Source organism: Clostridium sp. 1001283B150210_160208_E6 (assembly GCF_015669365.1).
Taxonomy (GTDB): Bacteria; Bacillota; Clostridia; order Clostridiales; family Clostridiaceae; genus Clostridium; species Clostridium paraputrificum.
In genome coordinates this window covers 89464-110923 of the sequence record NZ_JADPAA010000008.1, presented here as the reverse complement: position 1 = coordinate 110923, position 21460 = coordinate 89464, and the positions used below count along the sequence as shown (strand labels likewise).

Here is a 21460-nt window from a genome sequence, read left to right as displayed (position 1 = left end):
TACTTTAAGTTATTAATGGCAAATTCTTATTTCTTTTGTGCACTAATGCTTGATACTATTACATCATATATAGCATTCATATTATCTTTATATGATCCCTTCTTTGCTGTAAAAGCAAACTTACCAACCTTTGTATCACCTAACCTTAAGTAATAATTTGTATTTATAAAAGAATACCCATTCTCTACCTTAGTTGTATATTCTAATTTAATTCCTTTGTAACCATTACAACTATAATTTTCAATATTCTCATTACTATGCTTAAGGGCAAGGTTGTCTATATCTTTTTGTGCTAATACCTTCACATCTTCTTCAGTACTCAATAATTCTACATATCCCATTATATTTTTTTCTTCGCTATTAAACTCTGCTTGATAAAGTTTATATGAGTTTTCCGCTTTTTCTTTGACCACCCAAGTTTCTGGTATAGAATATGAATATCCCTGATTCTTCATTGAAAATTCCTCTAGGGAGCTTATATCATTATCTAATAAAGCTACCTGTTTAAAATTATTATTAAAGAATCTTTGAGAAAAAATTAATATTATTACTAGAATTACCAATACAGCAGTCATTAATAATTGCTTTTTCTTCATTTAATCAGGTTATCCTACTTCATTGGAACTACAACTGTTGAATTCTTATAATCGTAGAACATTAACCAACAACCTTCTTTATCTTTGTCACCACTCATCCAAGTAACAAAACCTGTCTTTCCAGCGTAAGGTTGTTCATCTTTATCCTTCTTTCCAGGAACCCCATAAACTATATACTTTAGGTTTCCTTTTTCATCACATTTATAGCCAAGCATGAAATAGCCATACTTCTTGATATATGGATAGTAGTTTAACATTGGATAATATGCTATTGTATATTTATTATAATTAGATATATTGCACATATCATCTAGACTCTTAATATTAACTTTATACCATTTACAATACTTAATTTCCTTAAACTTATTTTTAACCTCTTCGAAGTCCTTAATAATATTCTCAAAGAATTCACCTAGTGAACCTCTCATTTCAAAATCATAAGGATCTAATTCCTTTTCTTCTACTATTTGTGCTTCGTACTCATCGAATCTATACTCTTCTGATTCTACTGCATCTCTCTTTTTACAAGCTCCCATACATCCCATATTTTCTGTATACTTTTGTTTACTATAATTTATATTTTCACACTTTTCTTCTTTTTCTTCTTTATGATGATCCTCTTTGCATTCATCATGTTTATCTTTCTTTTTAATTTCTTCATGATAGTCTTTATCATCATCCTTGCATTTATCTTTCACTTCATCCTTACACTTATCTTTCACTTCATCCTTGCATTTATCCTTCATTTCGTCCTTGCACTTATCTTCATGATGGTCTTTATGTTCTTTTTCTTCATGATGCTCTTTATGTTCAGGCTCTACACACTTAACTTCTTCAACCTTTTTTACTTCCTTAACTTCTTTTACTTCTATAACCTCTTTGTTCTTGTCAATATGCTTTAACACCTTGCACTTTTTCCAACTATCGCCTACATTCTCGCCATTCATAAATCCATACATTAAATATGTAAGTTCTCCGCCTACATACTTACATATTGCTGCACCAGAAATCTTATCATAAGAAAAATCTAAGCCTGCTATATTATTTACATAATACTCTTTAGAGGCTTCTCCTTTTCCTATATCACTAATCTCCAATACTCCTAAATCTACTATTTGCTTCATGTCTTTCTTATAACATATAAGTAAAATAGAATACTTTTCTTCTCTCTTTAAGTTTTGTGCATAGAAAGAGATCTTGCATTTATCTCCTTTAGCCTCTATTTTTGCATAACCTGACAAGGCTTTTTCACCTGAAGCAGCATGAGTTTTCTCATCCTCCTGTAAAATTATAAAGTTTCTATACAATTTATTATGTGCCAAACGCCTATTCCCTCCACATATATTACTTCAATACATTATATGCTTAGTGGTCCTTATTATTCCTTTGTAAGTATTCCTTAAAAAAATAAAGGTAGATGTATTCATCTACCTTATAAAGCATTAACTATTTCTTATATTAATTATATTATCAGATAATATAGCAAATTCATGTAATGATAAAGTTTCTCCTCTTCTCTTTTGATCTATACCCGATAATTCAAAAGCCTTCTCTATATCTTCCTTTTTCATTCCTAAAAACTTAACAGCATTCCACATAGTCTTTCTTCTCATATTGAATGCATTTCTAATTATTTCAAACATAAGTTTTTCATCTTTAACTTCTACTCTCTTTTCAGATAACCTATCTAATCTTATTACTATTGAATCTACTTTTGGTCTTGGTATGAAGCTTCCCGGAGATACCTTTCTTACTATTTTAGTATCACAATAATATTGAACAAGTAATGATAGGGCACCATATTCTTTACAATTAGGCTCTGCATTTATTCTCTCTGCAACTTCCTTTTGAATCATTATAGTTAAAGACTTAAAATTATAATTATCCTTAAGTAATTTAACTATTATTGGAGTAGTAACATAATAAGGTAAGTTTGCAACTAACTTAACACTCTTCTCATCACCAATAATCTCATTAAAATCAACTTTTAATGCATCCTTATGAATAAGTGTAAAATTTTCATACTGTCCAAGTTCTTCTTGAAGTATGGGAATTAAGTCATTATCTAACTCAATTGACACAACTTTCTTTGCCTTACCTATTAACTGTGCAGTTAATGAACCTACCCCTGGACCTATTTCTATTATTAAATCATCTTTATTTACTTCTGCACCCTCTACTATATCAGTTAATACCGAATCATCTATTAAAAAGTTTTGACCTAGACTTTTTGAGAACTTAAAATTATATTTCTTTACTAAGTCTTGTGTTTTATAATCTTTTATATCCATTTACTATTCTCCTAATTGTTCTTCTATTTTTTTAATAGCGTCCATAAATTCTTCTGGAGTTATGCCATAGTTATTTAATCTAGAAATCATTTGATTTGCATTTCCATATCCTATGCCCAACTCTTTACCAAGTATTATTCTTCTCTTTTTAGAGTCTCCAACTCCTGTTAATTTAAATCTAAACATATCTTTCATATCGAAAAATTCTCTTTTTTCCTCTAGTGTAACTTTTGCATTTTCAAGTGCTTTGATTATAGTTTCTGGACTAGCATTTTCCACACCAATATCCCCATCTTTAAGTCCATCTTCTTGGGCAATATATGCATGTTTTACCCCTTTTACTCTTTTTGATATTATACTTCTAATCTTTTCTCCAGCAAAGTCAGGGTCTGTAAGTACTATTACCCCTTTCCTCTTTTGAGCTTCTCTTATTCTTTCTATAATCTTTGCATTTATACCAAACCCACTAGTTGCAATAATTTCTGCATCTACAGCCTTTTTCACTGCTGTTATATCGTCTCTTCCTTCTACAACTATAACTTCTTTAATCAAATTGTTTCTTCCTTTCACTTAAACCTATATTTAATTTACATATATATATGTATTATGTCAAATTTCTAAAAAAATAAGAGATAACTTTCCGTTATCTCTTAAAATTAATTACCATTCACCTGGATAAGCAATTACTAATACTTCAACGTTATACTTCCTTCCCCAAGTTTTACATTGACTTGAAGAATTAAAGTAAACATCAATAATATTTCCTTTAATCGCACCACCAGTATCTGCAGCTATAGCATAGCCATAACCTTTTACCCAAACCTTACTTCCAAGTGGAATAACTCTTGGGTCTACTGCAATTGTACTTAATCCTCCTGGATTATATACTGGTGTTCTTCCTGTAGCTGTTTTTCCATGTCCAGAGTATGCTGTTGATTCCATAAATAATCTTTTCTTTCCTACTATATTACCGCCTCTATTAGCTGTAATGTACGCTCCACCTTTAACTACTAATTGATCTTCGGCAGCCTTGATTGGCTTTTGGCTAACTGCTTCTTTAGAAACAACTTCACCATCATGCTTTACAATCTTATATGTTACTTCCTTTTCACCATTAACGCCCTTACGAGTAACTACCTTATCAGATACGTCTTTAGTATAATCTACTGTAGTCTTAATGCTATATGGAATTACTTGTGTCTCAACAACTTCCTCTACTGTTACCTGTACTACTTGAACATCTAAGTCGGATTTAATTGGAGTATCTACAGAAGGTGTTACTATATCATAACCCTCTTGATATTCTATGCCTTTTTCTTTAAGCATATCTGTTTCTGCTACTAGCATCTCTCCTATTGTATCCTCAGCTGTTTCTAGCTCTAATTCTTGGCCAGCTATAACAACTTTTACTGGTACAGCTTTCTTAATAGTAATTTCTTGGTTTTCTGATACCTTGGATTCTAAGGATGGTTGTACTTTATCCTTAGCACCTAATTCGATGCCTTGATTTTCCAACACATCTTTAACAGTCCCTTTATATGTGACAAATGTTTCATTACTTCCGTCTATACTTATATTTACTGTCTTTCTCATGCTGACAACTGTCATAGTTAAAATTACTGCTAAAGCAGTTAATCCTAACAAAATCTTTGCCTTCGGACCGTTAGAAAAACTTTTCTTTAAGTGTTCCTTAAATTTTTCTACCATTTATTTCCCTCCCTTGGCAAGAGCGTCTTTTGAATTATATATCAAATTTGCACTAATTGTCAAATTTCATACTCTTGCTACTAATGAACATACATAAAATGCACCTTGTGCATAAAAGAATAATAAAATAATTATAATAGCTTTTTTGTTCTTATTGGGCTCCTAAAAATAAATGATATTACTAAATTATACATAGCCTCTTTTTGAATTATTACCTTATATTGGATTTTTATTCAATTATAGATTCATTTTACATTATTTCCTTAATTTTATCAAATTAAAAAAGTTTTTATTAACAGTCTCATTAACTGTAATAGGGTCTACTTCTTTTATTAATGCAATCTTTTCTATTACATATTTTATATAATCTGATCTATTTCTTTTTCCCCTATTAGGCTCAGGTGACATATAAGGACAATCTGTCTCTACAAATAACCTATCTAATGGTATTTCTTTAACCACCTCTACCAGCTTTTTAGCATTCTTAAATGTTATCACTCCTGTAACTCCAATATAATATCCTCTTTTTACACATTCCTTAGCAAACTCTACGCTTCCTGAAAAACAGTGTACTACCCCTACCACATTAGGAAACTCCTTAATAATTTCTAATGTATCTGCGTGGGCATCCCTATCATGTATTACCACAGGAAGATTCATATCTTCTGCCAACTTCATTTGAGCCCTAAATGCATCTTTTTGAACATCTCTTGGTGGATTTTCATCCCAATAGTAATCTAATCCAATTTCACCCACTGCAACTATCTTATCATTCTTATTAATAATTCTTCTAAACTCTTCTAATCTATCTTCTGTAAGCTCATTAGCGTTCTCTGGATGTATACCTATAGCCCCATAAATAAAATTATTTTCTTCTATAAGCCTACAAGTTTTACCAACACTATCATATGTTGAGGAACAATTTAGTATTCCAATAACCCCATTTTCTACTAACTCTGCAAAAACCTCTTCTCTATCATTGTCAAATGAATCATCATCATAATGAGCATGACTATCAAAAATTCTATATTTATTTTCCACATAAACACATCCTATCTAGTAATTTATTTATATATTATACACCATTGACAAAAAAATAGCCTATATAGCTGACTCTATTTCATAAGTCTCTACTATATAGACTAATTTTCATCAATTTCAACTTATTAAAGAGATATAGATTCTAGCTTTCTTAAACTGTTATCATAATCCTTAACTACACCTTCTATATCACTTTTCAAACTGTTTTCTAGATTACTATGTTCATCGATAAACTTATTAGCATTATCAATCCCAACTTTCATTGCTTCTATTGCATTATCTAATATTTCCTTATCGCTATTGGCAGAAAGTAGTTTAACCTTTTGAAAAAACTCGCTCATTATTCCCATTACTCCTAATGAATCATTGGCATCCCCACCAAGTTGCTCTATTCTATGTGTTATTGCTTCTTCATGTCTCTTAAATGTTTCTGTAACTTCCACTAAAGAATCTTTTAGCTCTTTAGACTCTGCTCTTTCAATATAATCCTTAAAAGTACTGCCTCCCATGTGGATTCCCTTCAAAAACTTATTCATTTCTTTTATTACTTTAGCATTATCGTTATCCATAAATATCACCTCAAGTATAGTTTCATATAAATATAAACTTTTATACTACTTTTTATTTATGTCACACAACTGTCATATCCTGAGTTTATATTTAAATACATAGTAGCTAAGACATATAAGTTTATGTTCTCTTATTTTTAATGTATGAAAAAGGCGGGGTAGATGTTTGTTCTGCTTGTTCCGTCACTACGCTCCAAGTCACATCGAAACAAACATCTACCCCACTCCTACTAAAGGTGAGGAAATTATAAAATTATTATCCTTGATTTTATATTTTTTAATACGAAATTGTGATAATGCCTTTGATTTATAGCTAATTAAAACTTTATATTTTCCTAGCCATTGAAAAAGGCCTAGAGTATTTATCCCCCTTTATATAAATACTCTGGGCCTTTTCAATTATTAATATTTGTTAACACCTTGTTTCCAAAACATATTTCTTTTTGACACTATTTTGTCATATTCATAATGTAATATATAACTTGTAAAGTAGTTAAAGCATTATTATTTACCCCTTATAACCATCTTAAATAGATTGGTTTGTAGGACATCCCAAACCCCTATTGTGGATGTCCTATTTTTTTGTTTAATTTTTCTCTTCTTTCATCAGGTTCAGTTCTTCAATTGCATTCTTTTTATCTATTTTTTCAAATAGTATACTAATATCATCTATTTCACCTGACTTTATTTCTACATAACTCCAAGTTGCTTCGTTTAACCCTATAAAGCTCCTTATTTTAGAAGAGGACTCAGGCATAAAAGGTTCTAATAAATTAGATAAATTTGCAATCAACTGTATGCATACATACAAATCTTGACCACATGTCACCTTATCTTTTTTGACTTTTACCCATGGTTCAAATTCATCAAACATTTTATTTGCTTTTCTTATCATTTTAACTATTTGCTGTAAACCATCTTTAAATTCTCCATCTTCTATTTTATCTCCAACACTAAAATATAACTGAAGTATCTCATTTTTCAATGATTTAGGTACTTCTCCACTTGGAATTTCCCCTCCAAAGTTCCTTTTAATAAAGGTTAAAGTTCTATTTACAAGATTTCCATATAACCCTACTAAGTCATTATTAGTAGTATTTATAAAATCTCTCCATGTAAAATCAGAATCTTTATTTTCTGGGCCATTTAATATTAGATAATATCTCACTGCATCTGAATTATATCTATCAATTATGTGATCTACCCATATTGCCCAATTTTTTGCTGCTGAAAATCTCTTTCCTTCAAGCTTTAAATACTCTCCAGAAACCTCTCTAATTGATGGATTTTTTATTCCTAATCCAGATAATATTGCCGGGAAAATAACTGTATGGAATGGAATATTATCTTTACCATGAACAAAGTAAACCCTACTATCTTCACCGTCCCAATATTCCTTATAATCTTCCCCACGTTCTTCAAGAACTTGCATACTTGCTGTTAAATATCCCATTACAGCTTCAATCCAAACATATATTTTCTTATCTTCATAACCACTTAATGGTACATCTATTCCCCAATTAAAATCTCTTGTTACAGCCCTATCTCTTAGGCCTTCATCAAGATATCTCTTAGTAATTACTTCAGCATTTTTTCTCCAGCCTTGTTGCTTTATATATAATCTTCTCACATCATTTTCAAACTTAGACAATGCAAAAAACAAATGACTTGTATCTTTAATTACTGGTTCAGAACCACATATCTTACACTTTTTATTCAAAATTTCTGATGCTTCAAATATCTCAGAGCATTCTAGACATTGATCGCCTAACGCCTCTCCTCCGCAAATTGGACATTTTCCCTCTATATATCTATCAGATAAAAATTCACCACACTCTTCACAATATACCTGTTCAATATCTTTTTCATATATATATCCTTTATTATATAGTTCTAATATAAAATCTTTAACGCTACTACTATGATATTCTGTATGAGTTTGAGTGAATAAATCAAAAGAAAAATTCAGCTTTTTAAAACAACTTAAGAACTCATTATAATACTTTTTAGAAGCTTCTAAGGGTGTTATTCCTTCTTCCTTTGCTTTCATTGTTACAGGAGTTCCATGGGAGTCACATCCAGATACAAATACTACTTCATCCCCCATTAACCTATGATATCTAGCCAAGATATCCCCTGGTAATAATACTGCTATTCTTCCTAAGTGCAATGGACCATTAGCATACGGCCATGCATTCCCTATAATTACATTCAATAATATAACCCCCTTCTTAGAATAATAAATATAATATGGATAAAAAGGTTAGCACTGAAATTCCATAAAGAGAATTTCCTTAATTAAAAACCCAGCAAAGGCTGGGTTTTATCCTTAACTCTATTATCTTTTTTACTCTATTATCCCTCTTATCTAACTACACTTCCTGTTGGCAATTCTCCTGGATTAACAAGTGTTAATAAACTATCATCATCAGTAGATGCTGCAAGAATCATTCCTTGTGATAGCTCTCCTCTTAACTTAACTGGTTTTAAATTAGCTACAAGCACTACATACTTTCCGACTAATTCTTCTGGCTTATAGTATTTTGCTATACCAGAAACCACTTGTCTTTCCTCTCCACCTAAATCAACTTTTAATTTAAGTAACTTCTTAGCTCCCTTAATTGGTTCACAAGCAAGAACTTTTACTACTCTTAAATCTAACTTTTCAAAATCCTCTATAGTTATTTCTTCTTTAATAGGTTGGATTTCTCTTTTCACTTCTTTCTTTTGAGCTGCTTGAATAGCTTCTAATTCAGCAAGTTTTGCATCTATGTCTATTCTTGGGAATAAGTTTTCACCTTTATGAACCTTAGTTCCTGCAACAGTTCCATCAAAGCTTGATAGTGTTGACCATTCAACCACTGTAGTATTTAATTGTTCATTAATCTTCTTAGCTGTATCAGGTAAGAATGCCGATAATAATACAGATGAGAATCTTAAGCTTTCAGCTAGGTTGTATAATACAGTTCCTAGTCTTTCTTTCTTGTCTTCATGCTTTGCCAATATCCAAGGAGTTGTTTCATCAATATATTTATTAGCTCTTCCTATTAAGTTAAATATAGCTTCTAAAGCTTCTGGAATTCTTAATTCATCAATAGCCTTTTCTACTAACTTAGGAGTCTCTAGGGCTAAGTTTATTAATTCATTATCAATATCTTCCTTAGCTGTTGGAGCAGGTATTACGCCATCAAAGTACTTTTCTACCATTGCAACAGTTCTAGATAAAAGATTTCCTAAATCATTACATAAGTCTGAATTTATCTTCTTTATGAATATTTCATTATTAAATAATCCATCTGATCCAAACGGAATTTCTCTTAAAAGGTAGTATCTTACTGGATCTACTCCAAAGTTTTCAACTAAAACTACTGGATCTACAACATTTCCTTTAGATTTAGACATCTTTCCTCCATCAACGAGTAACCATCCGTGTCCAAATACTTGTTTTGGTAATGGTAAATCTAATGCCATTAACATAATTGGCCAATAAATAGTATGGAATCTTAATATATCCTTACCTATTAAATGTACATCTGCAGGCCAATACTTTTTATATAATTCGTCGTTATCACTTCCATATCCTAATGCAGTAATATAGTTAGATAGTGCATCTATCCAAACATAAACAACGTGATCTTCATCAAATGTTACTGGGACACCCCAGTCAAAGCTTGTTCTTGACACACAAAGATCTTGTAATCCTGGCTTTAAGAAGTTATTTAACATTTCATTCTTTCTTGATTCTGGTTGAATAAAATCTGGATGTTCTTCTATATACTTTATTAATCTTTCTGCATACTTACTCATTTGGAAGAAGTAAGCTTCTTCTTTTGATTTTTCTACTGGTCTTCCACAATCAGGACAATTTCCATTTACTAATTGAGTTTCAGTCCAGAAAGATTCACATGGTGTACAATATAATCCCTCATAAGAACTCTTATAAATATCACCTTTGTCATATAGCTTTTTAAAGATATCTTGAACAGCTTTAACATGATAATCATCAGTTGTTCTAATGAACTTATCATAGCTAATATTCATCATTTCCCAAAGGTCCTTAATACCTGCAACTATTTCATCAACATGCTCAATAGGTGTTATTCCCTTTTCTTCAGCTATTCTTTGAATTTTTTGACCATGTTCATCAGTTCCTGTTAAGAACATTACATCATAACCTGTTAATCTTTTAAATCTAGCAATTGCATCTGCAGCAACTGTAGTATAGGTATTTCCTATATGTAGGTTAGTTGATGGATAGTAAATTGGTGTAGTTATATAATATGGTTTTTTACACATTTTTTAAATTCCTCCTTTTGTTTTTTGATAATAAAAAAGTCCCTATATAGGTATTTTGCCTATATAGAGACGTAATAAACTTATTTACGTGTTACCACTCTATTTCTTTTTTATCTCACGATAAAAAACTCACTAAGTGACTATCATCACTCTGCAATATAACGGTTGCTACCGTAACCATCTAACTTAACTAAGCTCGAAGGTTCTACTCCAAGACCATCTTCATAAAGCTTCTCTGACATTAACTTTCACCACACGTTAACTCTCTTTAGACTTTCTACTTTACTACTCTTCTCTTCATTGTATTTACTTATATTTTATGATAAATCAAAAAAAAATATCTGTCAAATAATTTTAAAGTTACCAACATCAATAAATTCCTTTCTAAATTGTCAAAGAAATAAATTAATACTATGGTATAATATTCTAAAACAGTAAAGGGGAGATATAAATTGAATAGGTTTGAATTTCCTAAGGTTGGCTATAGAAACCTTAAAACTGCTTTAGCAGTGTTTATATGTATGGTTTTATTTGAACTAGCAGGAGATAAGAATCCTTTTTATGCTTGTATCGCAGCAGTTATATGTATGAAAGATACTGTTGAAAGTACTTTTAGTATGGGTAAAAATAGGCTTATAGGTACTCTTCTTGGAGGTCTTATAGGAGTGCTTTTTATATTTATAGTAGACAACATATTATTTCTACAATCTATAAATTCTCTTGTTACTGCTGTAGGTGTAATTGGAGCAATTTATTTATGTAATATAATAAAAAAACCTGGTTCTGTTACCATTTGCTGCATTGTTTTTATAGGAATTATGATTAACTACGATGGACCAGCCTCATATTCTTATGCCATAGGTAGAAGTATTGATACTTCTATTGGAATAATAATAGCAATATTTATAAATAAATATATAAATCCTCCTGTAGAGAAAATTAAAGATTAACAAATAGTTATCAGAATATTCTTGATTGTAAATATTTTCTTATATATAATAAAAATAACAGTCGAAAAAAGAGGTTTTATTTTTAGGGGGTATTGGGATGAGTGATTTATCATTATTTAAAGCATTCTTGGTAGAAGCAAAGAAAAATTCTTATAATGGTCGAAATAAAAAAGTTCAATCTTCTAAACCAAACTCAGATGATTTTACTTTCAAAAAATACGATTATTACTACCTAGATAGCCACATAGGTAAACAAAGGTTTATTGGTCAAGAAGTTATTTGGAAAGATGAAAGGTCTTTTTGGGGAATGAACTATGCTGGAAAATTATTAACTAATGATATTCCACGTGGTTTTTCAGACTTTTTATCAGAAGCTTTATCTAGAGTTTCTGAAGATGCTCCTTATAGAGGACCAAAGAGTTTTAGAAAATCTGACTTTGAATATCAATGTCTTTGGAACGGAGAGGTTGATTCTTTTAAAGGTGAAGAGTTTATATCTTATAAAGGGACTCCAATATTTAAATTAGATTTTCATGGTGGAACAATAAGATAGTAAATAAAATTAGAGCGATACTAAGGTAAGCATTATCTTAATATCGCTCTTTTTTATATTTTTATATTTATATATTCTTATATTTATATATTTTTATGTTTTTACTTATGCTTCAACCTCATCTACAGGTCTTCCTATGAAATATATTAATAAGCCAAGCCCTATAATAGATAATGGTAATACAATGTACACTGGTAACCCTAAACCAACTGGAATATAACCAAATAATATTGTAAGTACTGCTACAAATAATGAATACCACATTTGAGTCTTAACGTGAGCAATATGATCACATCCCGCTCCCATTGATGACATTATTGTTGTATCTGATATAGGTGAACAATGATCTCCAAATATTGCTCCTGTTAATACAGCACTTGTACTCATAATAATATAAGTCATATCTGGTGAAATTGCATGTGCTAGAGGAATAGCAAGTGGCATTAATATACCCATTGTTCCATAAGCAGTTCCTGTTGCAAATGAAATTACAGCTCCAAATATAAATATTACACTTGGTAACAAGAATTGTGGTAATGAATCTGATAGTAATGTTACTAGATATTGTGCTGTACCTAATTCTTTAATTACTGAACTTAAAGACCAAGCAAGTATTAATATAACCCCAGTTATAATTAATCCCTTCATTCCATCTATCCAGATTTCTATACCTTCTGATATAGTAAATATCTTCTTACAAACACCTAAAATTAATGCTACGATACTTGCAAATAATGCTGCTTGGAATAATGCTATAGAAGCATCTGCATTACTGAAAGTTTGTTGTATTGCTGTAAATGAAAATGGGGATTCTGTTAACACAGTTTTTAATGCTATATCTTCTCCAGCCATAATTGCAGTATACCCACTATAATAGAAACTTGCTAAAGCTGCCACTATTAATGTTCCTATTGGAATTATAGCATTCCATATACTTAATTTAATTCCACTCTTTGCTTCAAATTCTTCAGCAGTATCTTCATCTATTGCAATATCCTTTAATTCTTGCTCTCCTCTTCTTGCCTTTATTTCAGCCTTTCTCATTGGTCCAAAATCTCTTAAAAGTATAGCTGAGATAACTACAAATGCAAGTATTAAAATGTTATAGAATCTATAGGGAATAGTTTGTAAGAACACTCCAAATGAATCTACATTTTGCCCTATTCCAGCAAATGCATCTCCTATTAATCCTACTTCAAGGCCTATCCATGTTGATATTATTGCAAGACCTGCAATAGGTGCAGCTGTTGCATCTATTATAAAAGATAACTTTTCTCTTGATACCTTCATCTTATCTGCTACTGGCTTCATTATTGGTCCAACAATTAATGCATTTGCATAATCATCAAAGAAAACAAATAGCCCTAATAGCCAAGTAACAATTTGTGTACTTCTAGGTGTCTTTGCCATTTTAGCAAGTGCTTCAGCTACAGCTCTAGCTCCACCCATCTTAGAAATTAAATTAATAACGCCTCCAATAACCAATACCTGTAATACAATACCTGCATTCCATGGGTCAGCAAGTGAATTTAATGCTCTTTGTACAAAATCTAAGAACGCTTGTATAAAAGCTCCAAATACATTATATCCTGCAAGCTGTACCATAAAACATCCTGAAAGTGTTCCTATAAATAATGATATGACAACGTTTTTTGTTATAAATGCTAATATTATAGCAACCAATGGCGGTATAAGTGTTAATACTCCAAACCTTTCTGAATTTACTACAGCAGGTTCAACCTCTGCTGCAAATGCTACAGTTGATGATAATAAAACCAATATCAATGTAGACATAAATAGTACTAAGTTTCTACTTCTGTTTTTCATAATTATTCCCCCTAAAATTTTTTTAATTGTGAAAAGATTTAGAGGTAAAAATAGGAAAAGCCTTGAGATAACACTCAAGGCTTAAAACACACACATTAAAAATCCTGAATGATAGCTCACCACAAAAATATTTGTGACAGTCTTATACATATTCTGCATAAGCCCAGTATTAGAATATTAAAGCTTTAATTCTATACTTCGGCGATAATTCCTTTCCTATTGCTTCATTCTGCTTACGTCCACAACAGTACTATTAAGTATCGCGCCTCTACCTCTTCTCTTATTCACTTGTAATAATTTAGGTTAATTATACATAACTTCTTAATGACTTGCAAGGTCTTTTTAATATTTTTTAGCAATTATTAACTTTTTCATTTCTTTTTCTTACTTCTAAAACCGCCCTCTCTAACTACTGCTATTAATAAAATTATAGCAAATATAGCTGATATAATGTATCCTGCTATCCCTATTAAAGATATCCCTTTATATATAGGTCCTACATTATTACTTATTATTAAAGATGACGCTATTATTAATGATGAAATAAGTAATGCTCCAACTAATCTGTTCACCATATTACTTATATGATCTACCGAATTCTCTAAATCTGTAATATTAAAATTAATCTTAGCTCTACCATCTGATATACTGCTTAATGCCTCAACAGCTTTATTAGGAATTCTAGAAGCATCTCTAAAAAAAGAATATGCAGATAATACTAACTCTTCTTCATTTATATCTTTAATCAAAAGCATCTTATTTTTTCCTTTAACAAAGGATGTTATCACCGATATTACATCTAATTGTGGATCCACTTCTGCAATTACTCCCTCTAGTATTATTAAGCCTCTAAAGAGTATTGCAAGCTCCTTAGGAAACTGTATATTGTTATTCTGAACTATAGAAAACATTTCTTCTAATAATACAGCTACCTTTATGTTTTTAAGAGATGTATTTAAATATGTTGTAAACAAATAAGATACGTCTTCATATAATTTCCCTTTATTTACCTTTCCTCTTTTTATTCCAATTGCTAAAATAAAATCTACTATCTTACTCTTATCTCCTGTAGCTACAGCTATCATGGCCTTATTTAGCCATTCTTTTAGACTTTCATGTAGCTCTCCAACTATACCAAAATCAATAAAGCATATCTTCCCATTTGATATTAATAAGTTTCCTGGATGAGGATCCCCGTGAAAAAAGCCATCATCAAATATTTGCTTACAATATGATAATGCCAATTTCTTTGCAACTTCTTTGCTGCTATACCCTTCTTTTTCTATCATTTGCATATTATTTATCTTAAAACCATTAATATACTCTAATGTTAATACCTTTTCGCTACACAAACTGAATATAACATCTGGAGCATATATAGACGTAATATTTTCATTATTTTTTTTAAACTTAACTATGCTCTTACTTTCATCTATAAAATCTAGTTCTTTTTCAGTAGTTGATTCTAATTCCTCTATAACAGCAAGAGGATCAACTATATTAATATCAATCCTGCCTTTAGATAACTTTATTATCTTTTTCAGTATATCTATATCAGTCTTCATAATATTATATATATCAGGTCTTTGAATCTTTACAATAACTGCTCTTCCATCATTTAATATGGCTTCATGAACCTGAGCTATAGACGCAGATGCTGTTGGCTCCTTACTAAAATATATAAAACACTCTTCAATGCTTTTATTAAGGGACGCTTCAAATACACTCCTAATATTCTCATAACTTTCTTTTGGAGCCGAGTCTTGTAACTTTATTAACTCATTTATATATTCCTCTGGTAACAAATCTGGCCTTGTACTTAATATTTGACCAATTTTTATAAAGGTGGGGCCTAATTCTTCAAATGCCATTCTTAAATTTCCAGGAGATTTTTTACTACTATTAAATTTACTATCAATTAAATATCCAAAACCATATGAAATAAAAACCTTTATAATCTCTTGAAACCTTTCTTTAGATTTCATATAAAAACTCAACTCCCTAAATAAAATCCCTTACTTAACAATCTATTAAGCAAGGGATTTAAAATTCCTAATTAATCTTTTCCTCTAGTTTTTCTATAATTCTTTTCAATTCTAATACATCAGCCTTTGTAGCATAATTTTTTTCTTCTAAGATATCACTTAATTCTTCTTTAGTTAATGGCTTTATATTATTTACCTTTTCTAACATAGATTCCTTTGCACCGTTAGCTGTACTTTTTACATCCCTTTTTAATTCTTCTGATAATTCTTTTCCTTCTTCTAAAGTTAGCTTTCCTCTCTCAACTAACTGAGAAATTACATCTGTTGCTTTTTCATATGTTAAAGCAGCAGCACCAACTCCAGCTAAAAAGATATTCTTTGCGTCACTTACCATAAAACCACCTCCAACTTCTTCTTAATTATCCATAAGTTATATTTACCCTAAAATACCAAATTATATACTCTATTTATTCATAAATTCTTCTATTTCTTCTACAGTCTTAATCATATCTTTTGTTAAGACTTCAACACCTTCTGATGTAACCACCACATCATCTTCTATTCTTATTCCAATACCTTCTTCTTCTATATAAATTCCAGGTTCAACAGTCCAAACCATTCCTTCTTGTAAAATAACATCTCTATTATTTCCTTCAATATCATGAGTATCTAACCCTAGACTATGGCCTATACTATGCCAATAGTAATTAGACACATCTGCTTCATCCTTTATTAAACCTAAAGCTATGCACTCTTCTGCAATCCATTCTTTTGCTTTTTTATTTAACTCAAGGAAACCTACTCCTGGTTTTATTTCATTAATAACCTTCTCGTTAACCCTTAATACTGCATTATAAACTTCTTTTTGCCTATCACTAAATTTTCCACTTACAGGGAATGTCCTTGAAATATCACCGTTATAATAATTATATTGCGCTCCTAAATCAAATAGAATTAAATCTCCATCTTTTATGTCACAATTATTATCAACATAATGTAATATAGTTGCATTTTTACCTGCAGCAGCTATTGTTTTAAATGCAAAATCCTTTACTCCATTACTCTTACAAACAAAATCAAAATATGCTTCTAATTCATATTCCTTCATTCCTTCTTTACAGTTTTTCATTAAACTGTTTACACCTTCAATAGTTATATTTATTGCCTTTTTTATCTCTTCAATCTCTTCCTTACTCTTGATTAACCTTAAGGGTGCAATTAATGGTGCTAAATTTCTTATATTTGCAAATGGATACTTTCCTTTAACTTCATTTGCAAATTCTCCAACAATATTTTTTAGACTATTAAAATCTTCCCTATCTATATCTAAATATAGATTTACTTCAACTAAATTATTGAATGTCTTATTCAAAAACAAATTAAAAGTACTTATAAATGCTACATCTTCAACTCCTGATATTTGTTTTCCCTCTTCAGGTCTTATACTCTTACCAACCCACTTTTCCATTTCCTCATCTATATCTTTAATAAATAATTTTTCAGTTATTTCTCCATTTATTTTTGTTAAAACTAAAATATGTTCCTCTTCATCAATTCCTGTGAAATAGTAAAAGTTCCTATTAGGAGTAAATTGATATTGCTCATCAGCACTTTTTCTTGGTGCATTACCTGCAAAAAGAATTATTATTGAATTATCACTTACCTTTTCCATAAGTCTTTCTCTATTTCTTTTGAATACCTCTTTTATCATATAAGTCACCTTTCTTTCTTCTAATCTATTAATAGTATACTACTAATATTAGCCAAAAAAAGAAGCTTTCATAAGAAAGCTTCCATCAAATTTAATTTTGTTTATAAACTTCATCTGACATGTTAATTATTTTATTATAAAGTCCCCAAATCAATATTAAAGAGAATACTATAATCATTGAAAACATGCCTATATAACTTTCAACCTTCATAGCCATTGCTACTAGTCCAATTCCTAAAAGCAGTATTACAAATACCATAACTACTGATACAACATCATCCTTATATAAATTTTTTTCATCATTCCACTTCAAACTAGGATTAATAAAATCAAATAATATCTGTATTAAAGTTACTACTGCAACTCCAAATACTGATGATAGTACCCCTAATAAAATTATTGATAAAGCTACTCTTAACGACACTAAAAGTGTACAAATAAGTATAGGAACTAAAGAATTTATACACAGAGATGATATTATCTTAGACTTTGCCTGATCCTTATAAGATATAGGAATTATCTTTGAAAATACAAAATCGCTTCCTTCTCTGGACAAACACTTTCTACCTCCACCAGATGAACAAATTGAAAAAGCCGCTAATAAAAATGCCCCCGCAATTATGACAGAGTTATATTTACCACTCAATATCATACCTTTAACATCAGTAAAGCTTCCATTAACCACATAAATTATAGTTAGAAAAATAGGCATATATAACATCATTACAATTGAATTTATAAAAAACTGCGGTGTTCTAAATACTATTTTTATATCTCTAATTACAAGAGACTTTATTGGAGATTTCTTTGAAACTATACTATCTATATTTTTTTCTTTTAATATATCTACCCTCTTACTATAAGTTTCAGATATTCCTATTATACCTTTTAAATATAGTTTTCCTCCTACTACGTAATATACTATACACAGTAATATACAAATAGCTATGGAAATACCCATATAAAAAATCCCCTTAGCCTCACCATTATATAACAAACCGTACGCAGCATACTTATTTGTTATAAACATTCCAGATAAAGCACCTATAAGACTATTTTTTTCTTGAATGATATTAACAAGTGACGAGGAACTTTCAAATAAAGTTGAACTTCTTTGTGAAAGGATATTTATTAAAACCACCAAAACTAGAGATAGACTACCTGATATAGCTCTAAAAGCATCTTTATGCTTAGATAAATTAGTAAATCTCATTAAAAGCATACATACTAAAGCAGCAATTATCATTGGTAAAATAGGACAAATAATCACTGTAAGTACAATATAAACAAAAAACATTGGACTTGCCGATGACTTTTGAGCAAAAACTAATAAAGGAACTACTATTATTGTGGAATATAAAATCATATTTATTAATACAGCTATAAACTTGCTCAACACTATTTCACTACTCTTAAATGGCATAGGTAAAAAGTTCTCTATGTCATTGGAAAAGTAGTATGTATTCATTATAGTAAATATTCCTAAAAAGAAATTTATAACAGCTCCTATAAGCAATATTAGTGATAACAACATTCCCTCTTGTCCTATTATTACAAAAGGCTCATATAATACATCTACAATAATTATCAGTGGTAATGACATAAAGGCAATTAACAATATCATTAATAAAACCATAAATCCAGACTTCATTTTTGAACCATTAAACATATCTTGAATGGCATCTCTTACAAAGTATTTTGTAAGTACCTTAAGTCTATTCATTGCTTGTTAGCTCCAAGAACATTTCTTCTAGTGATTCACTTGCCTTAAACTCTTCTCTCATATCTTCTAAGGTTCCATTGAAAATTAATTGCCCTTTATTAATTATTGCAACCTTATCACATATCTTTTCCGCAACTTCTAATACATGAGTGGAGAAAAGAACAGTATTTCCTTCATCAGCATGCTCTCTCATCATTTCTTTTAATATAAAAGATGACTTTGGGTCTAACCCTGTCATGGGTTCATCTAATATCCATACCTTTGGCCTATGAAGTAATACCCCCATTATTATTATCTTTTGTCTCATACCATGTGAGTAAGATTGAATCTTATCCCCTAATGCAGAATTCATTTCAAATCTTTCAGACATATCTTTTATTCTTAATTTTCTCTCTTCACTTGATACACCATATATATCTCCCATAAGATTCAAATATTCCATTCCAGTTAACCTTAAAAACATATCTGGGCTATCTGGCACATAACCAAACTGCTCTTTTGCCAAAACAGGATTTTCAACAATATCAATATTATTTATGGTTATATTTCCTGATGTAGGTGCAATAATACCTGTTATCATCTTAATAGTTGTAGTTTTTCCTGCTCCATTTGGACCTAGTAGCCCGTAAATCTCCCCATCTTTTATTTCTAAATTTAAACTATCTACAGCTTTGTTCTTTCCATTGTAAGACTTAGTTATCTGATTAATATTTATCATTATCTCTCCCCCTTAGAAATAATTTTATCAATTTTATTACATATCTTCCATAATTTTAGAAGAAAAATATATTTACTAAAAATATAGCACTAATTATAGCAATCATGTCCGCAAAAACAGCTGCCCATACAGTATGTCTTACTTTCTTCACCTTTACTGCCCCAAAATAAACTGTAACTGTATAGAATATAGTCTCTGTAGTTCCCATAATTACAGAAGCTATTAATCCTATTCGTGTATCTGGTCCATATGTCTGAAGTAAATTTGCAAATATGCCCTGTGCACCACTTCCTGATAGTGGTTTAATTAGTACCAATGGTGTTACTTCTTGGGGTAATCCTATAAGATTAGTTAAGGGTGATAATAATTTATTTAATATATCTAATAAATTAGCTGCTTTAAATATATTCACTGCTACAATCATAGCCAAAAGGTAAGGAAATATTCTCATACATACTTGAAGCCCTTCCTTTGCCCCTTCTACAAACCATTCATATACCTTTCCACCCTTTATCATTCCATAACCTATAATAAGTAGAACTATAATTCCTATTATACTTTTTGTTATATAATCGCTCATTTATAATCCTCCTTAAAAGTATCTCTGCAAAATCTTACAACATATTACACCAACAATAGCTGCTGATGCTGTTGATAATATTGCAGGCAAAATAATTGCTCCAGGATTTGAAGAACCTGCTGCTGCTCTTATTGATATTATTGTGGAAGGTACAAGCTGAATACAGGCAGCATTCATAACTAAAAAAAGAGCCATATCATTGCTAGCCCTACCTTTTTCAGGATTTAATCTATCCATTTCTTCCATAGCTTTTATTCCAAATGGAGTTGCAGCATTTGACAATCCCATCATATTAGCTGTTAAGTTCATAACTATTGCTCCAAGAGCCTTTTCATCCTTTCCTGCATCCTTAAATAAAAACTTTAATAATGGTTTCATTAATCTTGCTAGCTTCTGGGTTAAGCCACTTTTTTCTGCTATCTTCATAACTCCACACCAAAAACACATTATTCCAACTAACCCAATAATAAATTTCACCGTGCTATCTGCAGACCCAACAATAGTTGTTGATATTTCTGCACCATTACCAGTAAATATAGCTACCAGTATACCGAAGAATATTAATATAAACCAAATATAATTAATCATATTATCCTCCTAACGTTAAGTTTTCTATTAAATATATGCCTTGCACTTAATATTTAGTAGTGATAGGATTAATATATACAATCTATTTTTTTGCTTAAAGGAGATTAATTTATGAAAGAAACTAACTTAAAGATAGCTCAACAAGATATAGAAGATGCTTTAAAAACTGTTGAGGATATAGAAAAAGTAATTAATGAAGATGGATCATCTAAAGATATCATTAAAGAAAAATTCGAATCTTTAAACGAGAAGGTTAAAAAGTTAGAAGATATATTAAAGAGTGAAGGTATCATATAAGGTTAAGATAGTTAATAGGAATAATGAT

The 21460-nt window shown here is 30.3% G+C and carries 20 protein-coding genes, 1 riboswitch and 1 other annotated feature; of the genes, 3 read left to right on the top strand and 17 right to left on the bottom strand.

The genetic code is table 11. The features are described from left to right. Positions 1 to 26 precede the first annotated feature (26 nt). The 9 genes from I4V16_RS10265 to metG (I4V16_RS10225) all read right to left on the bottom strand — a co-directional run bounded on the left by I4V16_RS10265 (position 27) and on the right by metG (I4V16_RS10225) (position 10500). Positions 27 to 596: a hypothetical protein gene (locus I4V16_RS10265; RefSeq protein WP_049178136.1), complete on the bottom strand. Its 570-nt coding sequence runs from the start codon at positions 594 to 596 to the stop codon at positions 27 to 29. Between the two features lie 14 nt (positions 597 to 610). Further along, on the bottom strand, positions 611 to 1918 hold the full coding sequence (locus tag I4V16_RS10260; protein ID WP_111938098.1) for a hypothetical protein: 1308 nt from the start codon (positions 1916 to 1918) through the stop codon (positions 611 to 613). Positions 1919 to 2038: 120 nt separating this feature from the next. Beyond that, on the bottom strand, positions 2039 to 2887 hold the full coding sequence (rsmA, locus tag I4V16_RS10255; protein WP_099329221.1) for a 16S rRNA (adenine(1518)-N(6)/adenine(1519)-N(6))-dimethyltransferase RsmA: 849 nt from the start codon (positions 2885 to 2887) through the stop codon (positions 2039 to 2041). Positions 2888 to 2890: 3 nt separating this feature from the next. Beyond that, on the bottom strand, positions 2891 to 3439 hold the full coding sequence (gene rnmV, locus I4V16_RS10250; protein WP_049178133.1) for a ribonuclease M5: 549 nt from the start codon (positions 3437 to 3439) through the stop codon (positions 2891 to 2893). A gap of 108 nt (positions 3440 to 3547) precedes the next feature. After that, on the bottom strand, positions 3548 to 4594 hold the full coding sequence (locus tag I4V16_RS10245; protein ID WP_049178131.1) for a 3D domain-containing protein: 1047 nt from the start codon (positions 4592 to 4594) through the stop codon (positions 3548 to 3550). A 255-nt stretch (positions 4595 to 4849) separates the two neighbouring features. After that, positions 4850 to 5635 carry a TatD family hydrolase gene (locus I4V16_RS10240; RefSeq protein WP_049178130.1) on the bottom strand — a complete coding sequence of 262 codons (786 nt, stop codon included), beginning with the start codon at positions 5633 to 5635 and terminating at the stop codon, positions 4850 to 4852. Positions 5636 to 5760: 125 nt separating this feature from the next. Beyond that, positions 5761 to 6204: a DUF2383 domain-containing protein gene (locus I4V16_RS10235; RefSeq protein ID WP_049178129.1), complete on the bottom strand. Its 444-nt coding sequence runs from the start codon at positions 6202 to 6204 to the stop codon at positions 5761 to 5763. A gap of 586 nt (positions 6205 to 6790) precedes the next feature. After that, the gene (metG, locus tag I4V16_RS10230) at positions 6791 to 8419 is read right to left on the bottom strand and encodes a methionine--tRNA ligase (protein WP_049178127.1); all 1629 of its coding nucleotides are present in this window, start codon (positions 8417 to 8419) and stop codon (positions 6791 to 6793) included. Between the two features lie 149 nt (positions 8420 to 8568). After that, the gene (metG, locus tag I4V16_RS10225; RefSeq protein WP_049178125.1) at positions 8569 to 10500 is read right to left on the bottom strand and encodes a methionine--tRNA ligase; all 1932 of its coding nucleotides are present in this window, start codon (positions 10498 to 10500) and stop codon (positions 8569 to 8571) included. A gap of 62 nt (positions 10501 to 10562) precedes the next feature. Next, positions 10563 to 10810 (bottom strand) — a binding site (T-box leader). 142 nt (positions 10811 to 10952) lie between these two features. Here metG (I4V16_RS10225) and I4V16_RS10220 point away from each other — a divergent pair. Further along, on the top strand, positions 10953 to 11450 hold the full coding sequence (locus tag I4V16_RS10220; RefSeq protein ID WP_049178124.1) for an FUSC family protein: 498 nt from the start codon (positions 10953 to 10955) through the stop codon (positions 11448 to 11450). 97 nt (positions 11451 to 11547) lie between these two features. Next, positions 11548 to 12003, top strand: a complete 456-nt coding sequence (locus I4V16_RS10215; protein ID WP_049178122.1) for a DUF5680 domain-containing protein — start codon at positions 11548 to 11550, stop codon at positions 12001 to 12003. Between the two features lie 105 nt (positions 12004 to 12108). Here I4V16_RS10215 and I4V16_RS10210 read toward each other — a convergent pair whose 3' ends face one another. From I4V16_RS10210 to I4V16_RS10175, 8 genes are all read right to left on the bottom strand, one after another. Continuing rightward, the gene (locus I4V16_RS10210) at positions 12109 to 13830 is read right to left on the bottom strand and encodes a Na+/H+ antiporter NhaC family protein (RefSeq protein WP_049178121.1); all 1722 of its coding nucleotides are present in this window, start codon (positions 13828 to 13830) and stop codon (positions 12109 to 12111) included. A gap of 104 nt (positions 13831 to 13934) precedes the next feature. After that, positions 13935 to 14109, bottom strand: a riboswitch (Lysine riboswitch). A 92-nt stretch (positions 14110 to 14201) separates the two neighbouring features. Beyond that, positions 14202 to 15815: an AarF/ABC1/UbiB kinase family protein gene (locus I4V16_RS10205; protein ID WP_049178120.1), complete on the bottom strand. Its 1614-nt coding sequence runs from the start codon at positions 15813 to 15815 to the stop codon at positions 14202 to 14204. A gap of 67 nt (positions 15816 to 15882) precedes the next feature. Beyond that, complete coding sequence (locus I4V16_RS10200) at positions 15883 to 16209, bottom strand: phasin family protein (protein ID WP_049178119.1); 327 nt, start codon at positions 16207 to 16209, stop codon at positions 15883 to 15885. A gap of 69 nt (positions 16210 to 16278) precedes the next feature. Continuing rightward, positions 16279 to 17526 carry an aminopeptidase P family protein gene (locus I4V16_RS10195; protein ID WP_049178118.1) on the bottom strand — a complete coding sequence of 416 codons (1248 nt, stop codon included), beginning with the start codon at positions 17524 to 17526 and terminating at the stop codon, positions 16279 to 16281. Positions 17527 to 17617: 91 nt separating this feature from the next. Continuing rightward, complete coding sequence (locus tag I4V16_RS10190) at positions 17618 to 19249, bottom strand: hypothetical protein (RefSeq protein ID WP_049178117.1); 1632 nt, start codon at positions 19247 to 19249, stop codon at positions 17618 to 17620. Next, entirely contained in the window at positions 19242 to 19967 is a 726-nt protein-coding gene (locus tag I4V16_RS10185; RefSeq protein ID WP_049178115.1) for an ABC transporter ATP-binding protein, read from the bottom strand. Before I4V16_RS10185 ends, I4V16_RS10190 begins: the two co-directional genes overlap by 8 nt. A 55-nt stretch (positions 19968 to 20022) precedes the next feature. After that, positions 20023 to 20547, bottom strand: coding sequence for a spore maturation protein (locus I4V16_RS10180; RefSeq protein ID WP_195966674.1), 525 nt, complete (start codon positions 20545 to 20547; stop codon positions 20023 to 20025). Between the two features lie 12 nt (positions 20548 to 20559). Beyond that, entirely contained in the window at positions 20560 to 21135 is a 576-nt protein-coding gene (locus I4V16_RS10175) for a nucleoside recognition domain-containing protein (protein ID WP_049178113.1), read from the bottom strand. A 111-nt stretch (positions 21136 to 21246) separates the two neighbouring features. Here I4V16_RS10175 and I4V16_RS10170 point away from each other — a divergent pair, with 111 nt between their 5' ends. Continuing rightward, entirely contained in the window at positions 21247 to 21432 is a 186-nt protein-coding gene (locus I4V16_RS10170; protein WP_027098573.1) for a hypothetical protein, read from the top strand. Positions 21433 to 21460: the final 28 nt, after the last annotated feature.